This window comes from Rummeliibacillus sp. GQ308 (assembly GCF_059759115.1).
In genome coordinates this window covers 82,828-96,593 of sequence record NZ_JCAXDQ010000004.1, presented here as the reverse complement: position 1 = coordinate 96,593, position 13,766 = coordinate 82,828, and the positions used below count along the sequence as shown (strand labels likewise).

12 protein-coding genes and 1 riboswitch are annotated in these 13,766 nt (G+C 36.7%); of the genes, 11 read left to right on the top strand and 1 reads right to left on the bottom strand.

Annotated features, from left to right (window positions below; all coding sequences use genetic code 11):
* Nucleotides 1–138: 138 nt before the first annotated feature.
* A complete protein-coding gene (gene guaC, locus AC6CHJ_RS13945) occupies nucleotides 139–1,122 on the bottom strand; it encodes a GMP reductase (RefSeq protein WP_066791038.1) in 984 nt (327 codons plus the stop codon).
* Between the two features lie 287 nt (nucleotides 1,123–1,409).
* Between guaC and ldmS the strand changes: the two genes are divergently transcribed.
* From ldmS to AC6CHJ_RS13890, 11 genes are all read left to right on the top strand, one after another.
* Nucleotides 1,410–2,603, top strand: coding sequence for an L-aspartate--L-methionine ligase LdmS (ldmS, locus tag AC6CHJ_RS13940; RefSeq protein ID WP_221298012.1), 1,194 nt, complete (start codon nucleotides 1,410–1,412; stop codon nucleotides 2,601–2,603).
* Nucleotides 2,604–2,794: 191 nt separating this feature from the next.
* The gene (locus tag AC6CHJ_RS13935) at nucleotides 2,795–4,249 is read left to right on the top strand and encodes a hypothetical protein (RefSeq protein WP_147197468.1); all 1,455 of its coding nucleotides are present in this window, start codon (nucleotides 2,795–2,797) and stop codon (nucleotides 4,247–4,249) included.
* A gap of 96 nt (nucleotides 4,250–4,345) precedes the next feature.
* Nucleotides 4,346–4,532, top strand: a riboswitch (Lysine riboswitch).
* 103 nt (nucleotides 4,533–4,635) lie between these two features.
* Nucleotides 4,636–5,487 carry a transporter substrate-binding domain-containing protein gene (locus AC6CHJ_RS13930; RefSeq protein WP_498289027.1) on the top strand — a complete coding sequence of 284 codons (852 nt, stop codon included), beginning with the start codon at nucleotides 4,636–4,638 and terminating at the stop codon, nucleotides 5,485–5,487.
* Nucleotides 5,488–5,650: 163 nt separating this feature from the next.
* On the top strand, nucleotides 5,651–6,397 hold the full coding sequence (locus AC6CHJ_RS13925) for an amino acid ABC transporter permease (RefSeq protein WP_498289025.1): 747 nt from the start codon (nucleotides 5,651–5,653) through the stop codon (nucleotides 6,395–6,397).
* Nucleotides 6,398–6,417: 20 nt separating this feature from the next.
* Nucleotides 6,418–7,146 carry an amino acid ABC transporter ATP-binding protein gene (locus AC6CHJ_RS13920; RefSeq protein ID WP_498289024.1) on the top strand — a complete coding sequence of 243 codons (729 nt, stop codon included), beginning with the start codon at nucleotides 6,418–6,420 and terminating at the stop codon, nucleotides 7,144–7,146.
* Between the two features lie 254 nt (nucleotides 7,147–7,400).
* Nucleotides 7,401–8,627, top strand: a complete 1,227-nt coding sequence (locus AC6CHJ_RS13915; protein WP_498289023.1) for an ATP-binding protein — start codon at nucleotides 7,401–7,403, stop codon at nucleotides 8,625–8,627.
* Entirely contained in the window at nucleotides 8,624–9,529 is a 906-nt protein-coding gene (locus AC6CHJ_RS13910) for a response regulator (protein WP_066791028.1), read from the top strand. Before AC6CHJ_RS13915 ends, AC6CHJ_RS13910 begins: the two co-directional genes overlap by 4 nt.
* A 151-nt stretch (nucleotides 9,530–9,680) precedes the next feature.
* Entirely contained in the window at nucleotides 9,681–10,961 is a 1,281-nt protein-coding gene (locus AC6CHJ_RS13905; RefSeq protein WP_066791026.1) for a cation:dicarboxylate symporter family transporter, read from the top strand.
* Between the two features lie 182 nt (nucleotides 10,962–11,143).
* Complete coding sequence (locus tag AC6CHJ_RS13900; RefSeq protein ID WP_249775064.1) at nucleotides 11,144–11,581, top strand: MarR family winged helix-turn-helix transcriptional regulator; 438 nt, start codon at nucleotides 11,144–11,146, stop codon at nucleotides 11,579–11,581.
* Nucleotides 11,578–12,777, top strand: a complete 1,200-nt coding sequence (locus AC6CHJ_RS13895) for an MFS transporter (RefSeq protein WP_147197459.1) — start codon at nucleotides 11,578–11,580, stop codon at nucleotides 12,775–12,777. Before AC6CHJ_RS13900 ends, AC6CHJ_RS13895 begins: the two co-directional genes overlap by 4 nt.
* A 93-nt stretch (nucleotides 12,778–12,870) precedes the next feature.
* On the top strand, nucleotides 12,871–13,626 hold the full coding sequence (locus tag AC6CHJ_RS13890) for an SDR family NAD(P)-dependent oxidoreductase (protein WP_147197457.1): 756 nt from the start codon (nucleotides 12,871–12,873) through the stop codon (nucleotides 13,624–13,626).
* The last annotated feature ends 140 nt before the right edge of the window (nucleotides 13,627–13,766 follow it).

The following is a 13,766-nucleotide window of genomic DNA, read 5'->3' as shown; positions in this document are numbered from 1 at the left end:
TAAAGAATCGTATAGTGATAGTTTTCCAAAATATTTATCGGATAATAGTAAATATTTTTAATAATGGGTAGAAAAAAACCTCTACGATCAGCATATGGCATGACGTAGAGGGCTTTTTTATTTGTCTGATAAAGAAAATTAATATGTTTTATCTCCGTTGAAAATTGAATTTTTTACAATTACATAATCAACATTGCGAATTGCGTCTAGTTTTGTACCGCCTGCATATGAAATAGATGACTGTAAATCTTGTTCCATTTCAATTAGGGTGTCTTTTAAATGCCCTTTATGTTCAACATGCAATTTTTTGCCTTCTACATTTTTACGTTCCCCTTTTTGGAATTCAGATGCAGAGCCAAAGTATTCTTTATATAGTTTGCCGTTTATTTCGATTGTTTCGCCAGGTGATTCTTCATGACCAGCGAATAGAGAGCCAATCATCACCATAGAAGCGCCAAAACGTACAGATTTAGCAATATCACCGTGTGTGCGAATGCCACCATCAGCAATAATTGGTTTAGTAGCAGCTTTAGAACACCAGCGAAGTGCAGCTAATTGCCAACCGCCTGTGCCAAAGCCAGTTTTAATCTTAGTAATACATACCTTACCTGGTCCAATGCCTACTTTTGTTGCATCTGCACCAGCATTTTCTAATTCTCTAACTGCTTCTGGTGTTCCAACATTACCTGCAATGACAAATGATTGAGGGAGATGTTTTTTAATATGCTGGATCATGTTAATGACTGCATTGGAATGTCCATGAGCAATATCAATAGTAATGAATTCAGGTGTTAGCCCGTCTTTTTCTAATGTCTCAATAAAGTCATATTCTTCCGATTTAACACCAACGCTGATAGATGCGATTAAACCGCGTGCATGCATATCTTTGATAAAGTCTGCGCGTTGTTCCGGATTAAAACGATGCATGATATAGAAATAGCCATTTTCAGCTAACTGGATTGCTACCTTTTCATCAATAATTGTTTGCATATTTGCAGGGACCACTGGAAGTTTAAAAGTATGTCCGCCAAGTGTCACACTTGTATCACATTCTGATCGACTATTCACAATACATTTTGCAGGAATCAACTGAATATCTTCGTAATCAAATACATTATCCATAAAGGAACACCCCTAAAGTCGAATATTATTTTTTATTTATTTATAAAACGTTCGCCATTTGATAATTTACATTATTTTTAGTTATTTGTAAAGGTCTTTTAGATTTTAGTTATCTTTTTGAAATATAGTTTCTTGTTAGAGAGTAAGGGGTAATTAATAGCATCCTTGTAAGGGATTTTTGAAAGCTATACAGCTATATTGCCTAAAGAAGATTCAATCAACTGACTGAAACACAATAGATACTAAAAAAACAGCCATATCATGGTTATAGAAAAGGAGAAGATTATATGGATCAGCTAGTCGTGAAACCAACCTTTACATTGAAGCAAATTTACGGAGAGGACGCCGTTTACAGCCCAAGACCATCATATAAAGAAAACCCATGGATGTCCCAAGATATGGAACAATTAGACTTTTTAACAGCTAGAGAATTAGTTATCTCAAATTTGCCAACGCTGGTTCATAAAGCCACGCAAACAGACAAAATCAAAGAACTGTTCGAAATAGTAGGGGTAGAAATTCCTGAACAACCCTATCAATATGGAAACCAAGAAGAATATGAAGCTATTTTGCACAAGTGGAGTCAAGAGAAAAAGAAAATAGTTTTCCATTATTTATATGATGAAGATGAAATCAATCGAGAGTGTTATTGGATGGATGCAGAAATGTTTAATTATTTGAACTGTAAGGCCAATATTGATGCTATCATTCCAAAAAAGTATGTCCCTAAACGAGACGTTGTTTGTATAAATCAATTAGAGGAAGAGCTTAAATCATGGAAGCTACCGCTTATTTTAAAACAAGGTGAAGACTTGCCTTCATCAGGGGGCTATGGCGTGATGATTTGTCACACTGACGATCAGCTAGCCGAGGCCATCCACAAGTTTAAAAGTGAAGATGCGAAAATGGTTATTGTTGAAGAGTGTCTTGATATTGAAGAAAATTATTGCTGCCAATACCTTTATTCTAAGGAACTAGGGATAAAATTTATTGGTGCATCAAAGCAAATTACAGATGACAACGGAAAGTACAGTGGTAATGTGCTAGTAGAAAATGTACCGGAAGAAATCATTCAGGCAGGTCGAGAAATTATGGACTGTGGCGTAGAAAAAGGGTTTATCGGTGTAGCGGGGTTTGACCTTGTAATAACAAAGAATGGGCAAGTAAAAGCTATCGACTTGAACTTTAGACAGAATGGTTCTACATCCATGTTATTGCTGCACGAACAACTTGGAAAGCCGGTAAACAAGTTTTTAGCTTACCGATCAAATGATCAACGTGATGCATTCTATACAGCGATAAAAGAGTATGTAGAAAAAGGCGTACTATTCCCATTAGCCTACTATGATGGAGATTATTTCGAGGGGAAAATACCATCAAGATTTACCGGAGTCTGGTATGCAGATTCAATCGAAGAAATTGAACGGTATGAAAAAGAACTTATGGAAAAAAATGTTTTAGAAAACGGACCAGAGGATTAAATCCTCTGGCTTTTTTTTGATTTGTTTAAGCCCAAACGTATTATTTATGGTAGAATTTTTTAGTAGTAGCACTGTAAAATTAACAAAGAAGATCCTACTTTTAGTAGAAAGAGCACTTTTATTATAGATGAACAATAATAACCAATTGATAAGTAGATATAGAAAATTAAATGAATATGGGGAGAAAACCAATGAAGAGCTGGGAATTTATATTACGCGATTATATGATTGGACGTCCAGTCATTGCTATTCAGTACGATGAGGACGATCCAACAGTTGGAGAAATTGTTGACTTAAATAGAGAGCTGCCTTACGGGCAAATTGAAGTAACAGAAGACGGAAAATTAGCATCACTTTTAATTGAAATGGAAGACATCCTGGAACACAATGATGTGTCACTTGATGAGTATGAAGAATTAACCCAAGAGGATTTAATGGGAATTGCGGAAGATTTTATAGATGAATTCTATCAAAAGGATCTTACTTTCCGCAGTATTTCTGAATGGAATGGTGAATCATACTTGTTAACGTTTGAAGCAAAAGATGTTGCACTAAATCTATTCTTGCCTAATTCAGGTGTGACGTTAGAAATAAATAAACAAGGTTTTATCCTGTCGGCTACTTTTAATCAGTCATATTATCAGTTAGCCTATCCAGATATTCAGATTTCTGCTGAAGATGCTAAGGAAATTCTTTTTGAACAACCGCTTGTCGAACTTGCGATTACAGACTTGAATGGGGAATTACAGCTTCTCTACAAACCAAAAAGTGGGACTTTTAGAGTACATGTAGACGGTAGTCTCCAATACGAAGAAGATTTTATGGAATATGGGGAGCAAAATGCGAATTCCTTTGAGCCCGTTACAGTAACCGAGAGCGTAAAGACATTGCTTGGTGTAACTGATGATATGCAATTGATTGAGGACGGGGCGAATCGTTTTTGGTATACAGGCAGTTCGAAAAACATCGATGAAGAAGAACCTGTTATTAAAATTGAAAACATAGATTCTATGTTTATGGAATACGAATCGCTGGTAGAGTGGGAAGAGCAGAAAGAAGAACTGCCAGAAGCTACATTAGCTAATAAAGCAAAAATGTTCCTAGAGGCGATTGTGGGGGATGTCCATGAAAAGTACCTGTTAGAAGTACAGCAAGGGGAAATGGAGTATTCGTCATATGGCATAATAACAGAAGAAGACTTGTCAGAAGAGGAACGACAATTCTTTGAAGAGTTGGAGTTAGAAGAAGAGGATGAGTTTGACGCAGACTTTGACTTTGAGCCATATACAACATTTTCATTTATAAGACAGCATAAGGGTGTCCTATTAAGTGATTACACCATTCATATCAATGTAGGGAAATATACGGGGATTATTCGTGAATGTTCGCTGCTGTTGCCAAACGAAGGGAAGTTAAATACCCTTGACATTGTACCAGTCCTGACTTTAGAGGAAGCCGACGCTAAATTTAAAGAACAGCTGGAAATGCATCTTGCACGAACTGAGGTCAATGATGAAGAAGATGAAGACCTAATAATATACGATTTGACTTATGAAGCCGAATTTCCAGTTGGAAAAGAAATCATGGCTATTAATGCTATGAGCGGGGAAGTCTATTATGCAGAAGAAGAATATGAGGAAGATTGATGGATAGAATCTTTTAAATTGTTGAAATATTATTGACATACATTCCATCCCTATTGTAGACTGTTTAAAACATAACTAAATATAGCCTCACTTATACGGTGAGGTAGAGGCGCAGTATTTATTAGTTCTTAGTGGAGTTAGAGAAAGCGATGAGTCTAAGAAGAAGGAAATATTGCCGAAGTGTGTAACAAGTTTCTCATTGTTGCATGCTGGGTCTGCAGTGAATAACTGCAGGACTGTCTCAATAAATTTCTATGGTTTATTGAGTTGTGCTATCTCAAATTGGGATATAAGTAGAGGATTTAGGACTAGAATTACGTAGCCCTGAGTTCAACTCGGGTCTATAATTCTAGTCTTTTTTATTTAGAAAAAAGGGAGAGATCAATATGAAAAAAATAGGAACACTGTTATCAAGTATTTTACTAATTGCTGTGTTAATTCTAACAGGGTGTAGTTCTAAAGAATCAGGTGATGCAAAGTCTTCAGGCAGCAAAGGAAGCGACACATTTACAATCGGCATGGAAGCAGGTTATCCGCCATTTAACTGGACGCAAGGTGACGATTCTAATGGTGCGGTTGCCATTCAAGGGAACGCTGAGTATGCAGGTGGGTATGATGTTCAAATTGCCAAAAAAATTGCAGATGGCTTAGGGAAAAAACTTGTCATTTCTAAAATGGAATGGGACGGTTTAGTGCCAGCTTTAGCTTCAGGTAAGATAGATGCAATTATTGCAGGAATGTCTCCTACTGAAGAACGCAAAAAGACAATCGACTTCTCTGACAATTACTACACATCTCATCTAGTAATGGTCGTTAAAAAAGGAAGTAAATATGAAAATGCCACTTCAATTGAAGATTTTAAAGGGGCAAGAGTAACAGCTCAATTAAATACATTCCACTACACAGTTATTGATCAAATTCCAGGCGTAAAAAAACAAACAGCAACGGATAATTTCTCCGCTATGCGTGTGGCTTTACAAGCAGGCAAGATGGATGCATATGTTTCAGAGAAACCAGAAGCAGTATCGGCAACTTCTGCCAATGATCAATTTAAAATGGTTGAATTTAGCGAAGGCAAAGGATTTAAAACAGCGGCAGAAGATACACAAACAGCAGTGGGTATTCCGAAAGATAGCAAATTAACAAAGAAAATCAATGAAATACTAAAAGGCATCTCAGAAGAAGAGCGTACAAAAATGATGGATGATGCCATTAAACAACAACCAGCAGCCAAATAATGCAAAAGTTAACTTAGTGAAAGTCCTCTTCAGCTTTCACTAGCTTTGCATCAATTGCGCTTTAACATGTAACATTCACGCCAAAAGGATATGGCAATGATTAAAGCTTGTTATACGAGAGACATAAGCATCTGTTAAGGCGCTGTTTGGAGGAGGAAAATAGATGAGTTTAGAATGGTTTATAGAGATTATCGTCAATAATTGGCCAATGTTTTTAAGAGGCGCATGGATGACGTTGCTCATTGCGACAGTTGGTACAATTTTTGGCGCCTTAATTGGCTTAATCATCGGTATTATTCATACAATCCCGAAAAGCAAAAGTAGAATTAAAAGAGTATTTTTAAAATGCGTAAGCATCATTTTATCGGTATATGTGGAATTTTTCCGCGGAACCCCAATGATTGTGCAAGCGATGGTTGTTTACTTTGGTTCTGACCTGATATTTCACATTGATATGAACCGTACATTTGCGGCAATGTTCATTGTTTCTGTCAATACAGGGGCTTACATGGCAGAAATCGTACGAGGCGGCATTATTAGCATCGACAATGGACAATTTGAAGCAGCACGCGCGATTGGTATGAATCATTGGCAAACGATGGTTCATGTCGTTTTGCCACAGGTAATGCGCAATATTTTGCCAGCTACAAGCAATCAATACATTATGAATATTAAAGATACATCAGTGTTAAATGTCATCGGTGTTACCGAATTATTCTTCCAAACGAAGACGATAGCAGGCAATAACTTCCGCTACTTTGAGTCATTCTTTGTCGCCTGTATCCTCTATATGATTATGAATATTATAGTGACGCAAATATTAAGATATTTCGAAAGAAAACTTGCCGGTAATGCAACATACCAACTGATAGATAACCAAGAAATGCTGAATGGACAGAAGGCATCTTAATAACAGAGAAGGGGGATTCTATGGAAAATATTATCGATATCATGCATCTCAATAAATCCTTTGGATCACATGAGGTATTAAGAGATATTAACTTTTCTGTTAAGGAGGGTGAAGTAGTTTGTGTGATTGGCTCTTCGGGCTCAGGAAAATCAACACTGCTGCGCTGTATTAACTTGCTTGAATCACCCACTGGCGGAAAGATTTTATATAAAGGACAGGATATACTGGACCAAGGGCATAATTTAAATACATACCGTACTCACCTCGGCATGGTATTCCAGCAATTTAATCTATTTAATAACTGTGATGTATTAAGCAATTGTATGGTTGGACCAATAAAAGTGTTAAAGCGGCCAAAGGAAGAAGCGAAGGAAGTGGCAATGAAATATTTAAAGGTTGTCGGGATGGATCGTTACAAAAATGCTCGTCCCCATCAGCTTTCAGGCGGCCAAAAACAACGTGTAGCCATTGCCAGAGCCCTCTCTATGCAGCCTGATGCGCTACTGTTTGACGAACCGACATCTGCCTTAGACCCTGAGATGGTAGGGGAAGTCTTGAAAGTGATGAAAGAGCTGGCGAATCTAGGTTTAACAATGATTATAGTGACACATGAAATGGAATTTGCAAGGGAAGTTTCCGATCGTATTGTCTTTATGGATCAAGGTGTTATTGTAGAAGATGGCAAGCCAGAAGAGGTATTTAATCAACCTAAGAATGAGCGTACAAGGGCATTTTTGCAAAGAGCATAACAAAATACAGGGAACCATTAAATGGTTTCTCGAAATCATAAAAGCTCATTGATCAAATGAGCTAACAGTTAGACGATATCCACGCCCTTAGTAGCGTGTATATCGTCTTTTGTTGTTTATATGACTTATAAGTTTCCCCGTATTTTTTCATTCTAGTGCAATCATGGCAATATAAAGAGAATATATTATCTGATTGGAGGGGAATCTCCATAGGCATTAGTCAAAAAAATTGGTTGAAGTCGGAAACGATATGGATGCTATTGATCGCTATTTTAACAGCTGTCAGTAGCGAAATTAAACTCTCTCCCTTTCAAGGTGAACCGTTTCGCTTTGGGGTAGGCAGTATAACTTTCTTAGTGCTTCTGTTAGCTCGGAAACCAAAGTCCGTTTTAAAAACAGGTATTATAACGGGGATAACCGTAGTTCTTTTTCGTCTCATTATTTCAGTTATATTTTACAGTGGCACGTGGGACAATAGTTTTCAAGAACATCTTCCTGCGTTTTTTTATTACTTCTTGTATGTTCTCCTATTTCAATTCATAAAGCTGGAGAAATTTATTGATTCACCATTTAAATTAGGTTTAATCGCTACAGGGATTGAAATTGTGGCGAACACTGCGGAGCATATGCTGAGATACCTTATGTCAGTTACCAATATAGGTATTTCTGATCTGCTCTTAATTGTGATGGTTGCTTTTTTAAGAAGCTTTTTTGTTGTGGGTATTTTTAGTTCAATCATTGCGATGGAAGAGAAAAAACGAGTAGGTGAACAACTATCACTCGACTCTGGCTTATACGTAGAAACGCTCTATTTGCAAAAAATGATGAATCATATCGAACAAATTATGGCTGATAGTTATGACTTTTATCGAACATTGAAAGCTGATAATCAATCAAACCTTAGTGTACGTGCGCTCCATATTTCCCAGGAAATCCATGAGGTGAAAAAGGATGCACAAAGAATCTTTTCAGGTCTGTCAGACATATCTCTAGTGAAAACAAATGAGGAGTACTATTTATCGAATATTGTAGAATTTGTAGAAAAGGCAAATTTTAAATATAGCAGCATGTTAAATAAAAGAGTGGAACTCAAAACTACTCAGACGGTCGATTTTATCCTATCCCAGCAAAATCCTATTCTAGCCATTCTTAATAACTTAGTTGCAAATGCTGTGGAAGCAATCGAGGACTCTGGCATGATAAGTGTGTCTATATGGGCAGAAGGGAATATGATTCATTTTAAAGTGCAAGATAATGGGACTGGCATTAAAGAAGAAGATATGGATATTATCTTTGAACCGGGTTTTACAACAAAATACAATCAACAAGGCGTTGCGGCTACTGGTATTGGCCTTTCACATGTAAAAGAAATAATCAACATGCTTGAAGGAGAAATTAGGCTCGAAGATCAAGCAGACGGCACAGCCTTTCATATAAGGATTCCAAAGAAAAACATAGAAAAGAGGGTTGAGCAAAGATGAGATACTTTATAGTCGATGACGATGCGGCGAGCCGCCGTATGCTAAAGCAAATTATTTTGGAAGGAGATATGGGGGTCATTGTCGGTGAAGCAGATAGTGGTATTAGTGCTATAGAGTCGATTTTATCCAGTGATCCAGATTTTGTGCTGATTGATTTACTGATGCCTAATTTAGATGGTATTGAAACAATTGAACAATTGCGCAAACAAGGTTTTAAAGGATATTTTATTATGATATCTCAGGTAGAGAATAAAGAAATGGTGGGCCATGCATATGAAAAGGACATTGAATTTTTTATTCATAAACCAATCAACAAAATTGAAGTGCAAAGTATCCTTAAAAAAACGTCAGAGCGTTTTTTATTAAAGAAATCCCTATTGACCATCCGTAAATCACTCTTAAATTTCGAGGCAGAAACACGAGAAGAGTCACATCGAACGATCAAGGATGTGGTTTTCTCCATATTAAATGATATGGGAATCGTTGGTGAAGCAGGTAGCGATGATATTGTAGCCATCATTGAATTCTTAGTATCGAGAGAAGATAAACCAAGGCAAATTCCTCCATTAAAAGACTTATATGAAGAATTGGCATGCCGAAAAAAATTAAGCAGCTCTGAAATTATTAAGGAAAGTAAAGCAATTGAGCAAAGAATTCGGCGTACGCTAGTGATTGCTATGAATAATTTAGCAACTTTAGGGGTAGTAGACTATACGAATCCGGAATTTGAGTATTATGCACCTCGTTATTTCGAATTTGCCGAAATACGAGGTTTAATGAACGGCATACAACAGAAGGCTCTAACGCCAAAGAAGATGAAAGTAAATGTGAAAAAATTTCTTCAAGTGCTGTATGTAGATGCAGAAGAAAAATTCAAACACCCGCCACGTTATGATGCATGATGTTATAATTCTCTTTAAAAATTTTAAGTTGAATAAATATTTTTGAATTTTTATTTCATAAAAAATGTCGGATGGTGTCGGATTTTATATGTCTTAGGTACAATAAAAATAATTCACAAAAAAGTTGTAATTTTTAAAAGGGGTGACTTGAATGAAACGAATAAAAATCGGATTGGCTTGGCAAATTTTAATCGGGCTAATTCTTGGTATTATAGTAGGTGCTGTTTTTTACGGAAATGAAAACGTACCCAAATATCTTCAACCAGTCGGCACTATCTTTATGAACATGATTAAGATGATTGTCGTACCGATTATCATCTCTACATTGATCTTAGGGGTAGCTGGACAAGGTGACTTGAAAAAGCTAGGTAAATTAGGGATCAAAACAATTGTTTACTTCGAAGTAATTACTACATTCGCCATCATAATTGGTATTTTTGTAGCCGATTTCTTCCATCCTGGTACTGGCGTTAACATGGATCATTTAACAAAAGGGGATATTTCCTCTTATGTAGAGACAAGTGAAAGTGTTAAATCTGGTGGCGGATTTGCTGATACAATCGTCCATATCGTACCTACGAATGTAATACAAGCGATGTCTGAAGGGAATATGCTTGCTATTATTTTCTTCTCAGTATTATTTGGACTAGGCGTTGCTGCAATCGGAGAAAAAGGGAAACCAGTATTGTCCTTCTTCTCAGGAGTGGCAGATGCTATGTTCTGGGTAACAAATACAATCATGAAATTTGCGCCAATTGGTGTATTTGCTTTAATCTCTGTTACAGTATCAACATTCGGTATTAAATCGTTGGTTCCACTGGGCAAGTTGGCTATTCTTGTGTATGCAGCCATGATTCTTTTTGTTGTGGTCGTCTTGGGCATTGTGGCAAAAATCTTCGGTCTAAGTGTATTTAAATTGATTCGCATTTTAAAAGACGAACTTTTACTTGCTTACTCTACATCTAGTTCCGAGACAGTTTTACCGCGGATTATGATGAAAATGGAAAAAGCAGGTGTGCCAAAGGATATCGTATCCTTTGTTATACCAACAGGCTATTCATTTAACTTGGACGGCTCTACGTTATACCAAGCAATCGCTGCTTTGTTTATCGCACAAATGTATGGAATTGACTTAAGTCTCGGTCAACAAATTACATTGGTATTAACATTGATGGTAACATCAAAAGGTATTGCAGGTGTTCCAGGCGTATCCTTCGTTGTATTGCTTTCAACTCTTGGAGCTGTAGGTATTCCTTTAGAAGGTTTAGCATTTATCCTTGGTATTGACCGTATCCTTGATATGGCACGTACAGCTGTAAACGTAACAGGTAACTCTTTAGCATCACTTGTTATGGCTAAATCAGAAGGTCGTTTGGATAAAGAAAAATATGATAACTATTTTGAAAATGAAAAAAATAGTAATTTAGTGTAAAAACTTAGGCTACAGCCATCATAATGGCTGTAGCCTTTTTTATTTTGCTTAGAAAGAAACTATGACATGAAAGCAGAAATAGGGTAAACCTTTAATCCTACAAGGCTACTTGATTTTAAAATTATATTCTGATACAATGAAAAAGTTGTTTTAGTTATCATTGTTAACTATATGGAGGGTATATGAAAAAATATCGCACACTTTTTCATGAGCTAATCTTAACCTACCGACCATTTGAAACACAGTTAAATGAGCAGCTTTCTAAGCATGGGCTGCATCGAACTCAATGGTCCGTTTTATATTATTTAGTCATGACCGAATTTGCTACGTCCGTAGAAATTGCACGTATTATGGGTGTTGAAAAGCCGAATATCGCAAGAACTATGAAGAGTTTAATCGAAATGGGTTATGTCGACACCATCCAAGGGCAAGACAAACGAGAAAAACGGTTAGTGGTGACAGATAAAGGTATGGAAATATTCAATGAAATCCGCTCCACAGTGGATGCTTTTGAACAACAACTGCTCTTAGATGTGGGAGAAGAAGAGCAACTTGCATTTATTCATACTTTGCAAAAAATCAAAAGAAATTTATCTACCAGATCGGAGGAAAATAAATGAGTCACGCTAAAGAAAAGCTTTGGACAAAAGATTTTATTGTCATGTCCTTAATTAACTTTTTTATTTTATTAATTTTCTACTTATTAATGGTAACTATTGCCTCATTTGCAGTGAAAGATTATCATGCAACTACTAGCCAAGCGGGCTTAGTAACAGGGATTTATATTATCGGTACATTGATTGGAAGACTTGGGACGGGGAGGGTTATCGACCATTTTGACCGTAAACATGTTCTGATTGTAGGTCTTGTTCTATTTATTGCTACATTATGTTTGTATTTTATCCACGCGGGCATCACAGTGCTCCTTTTATCTCGTTTTGTAAATGGATTTGCCGTAGGGATTGCTTCTACAGCAACTGGTACCATTGTTGCGCAAGTACTGCCGATTTCTCGTAAAGGGGAAGGCATTGGCTATTACAGTATGAGTACAACATTAGGAACAGCGATTGGGCCATTTATCGGAATTCTAATGAGCCAACATACTTCTTACAATATGATTTTTGCGGTTTGTGTACTATTAGGTGTTATTAGTTTAATAATAGGCCTTACAACAAAAGTTCCACCTATGGAATTGATTCCTGAAGCAAAAGCGGAATCAAAAGGTTTCTCTATTTCTCAATATATTGAGCCAAAAGCAATTCCGATTGCTATTATTACTGTTTGTATGTCATTAGGTTATGCAGGCATCTTATCATTCATCAACTTCTTTGCAAAAGATCGTAACTTAGTAGAAGCTTCTAGCTTTTTCTTTGTTGTGTATGCAATTGCAATTTTAATTACACGCCCATTCAGTGGACGGTTAATGGATACGAAGGGTGCTAACTTTGTCATGTATCCTTGCTTTGTTCTTTTTGGCTTAGGTTTGCTATTACTAAGTACTGCGCATAGCAATTTTGTTCTTTTAGCTGCAGGCGCTATTATTGGGATAGGTTACGGTAATTTATCATCTTCAGCACAAGCTATCGCCGTAAAAGTAACACCTTCTCATCGTATGGGTCTTGCGACTTCTACGTTCTTTATCGCAATGGACGGCGGCTTAGGTATCGGGCCATATTTACTTGGTTTTATTATCCCGCTTATCGGCTACGGAAAACTATATATCTCTTTAGGGATATTTATTTTTATCACATTAGCTCTATACTTCTTGCTCCATGGCCGAAAAGATCATCTTTTAATGGAGAATAAACCGGTTTAATGCATAAAAAACCAGTATAGATATAGATATTATTTTAACGTTAAATGTTTTAGTGCTAAAATAGTGTGTATTGAAGGAAAGGAGTTGTTACTTTTGGGTAAATTAGATGAAAAAGTTGCTATTATTACAGGAGGAGCTGGAGGTATTGGCAGCGGCATGGCGAAAGCGATGGCAAAAGAGGGAGCAATCGTAGTGATTGTTGACTTAAATGAAGAGACAGGCAAAGCAATGGAAAAAGAATTGCAAGCAATCTCACCAAAGTCTATGTTCATGCAAGCGAACTTAATGGATCGTGAAAATCTTCCAAATATCATAAAAACAGTTGTTGAGAAATACGGAAAATTGAATGTATTAGTAAACAATGCACATGCTTCTAAGCAAGTTACTATTGAAGACATAACACAAGAAGATTTAGATTTGTCATTCAATACAGGGTTCTACCCAACATTTTATTTAATGCAAGCAGCGCTTCCTTATTTAAAAGAAACAAAAGGCAATGTGATTAACTTTGCTTCAGGCGCAGGTATTAATGGTCATGAAACACAAGGCTCATATGCTGCTGCAAAAGAAGCAATTCGTGGTATTTCTCGTGTTGCTGCAAATGAATGGGGCCGCTTTGGCATTAATGTAAACATTATCAGCCCAATTGCCAACTCACCTGGTGTACAAGCATGGGCAAAAGCCCAACCAGAATACTATGAAGCAGTAAGAAGTAAAATTCCATTGGGCCGTTTTGGCGATGTGGAAGAAGATATCGGCCGTGTAGCTGTATTCTTAGCTTCAGAGGATTCTCAATATATGACTGGCCAAACCTTTATGGTTGATGGCGGTTCTATTATGCTTCATTAATTTTCTCACTATAGCATTTATCAATGAATCAAGAAGGGGTATTCCTTCTTGATTTTTTCATTTCTTTATAAAGGTATACTAGAAGCGCTGGAACCATAATATAGAACAAAATGGATTGATTAATATAATTCATTTTTGAC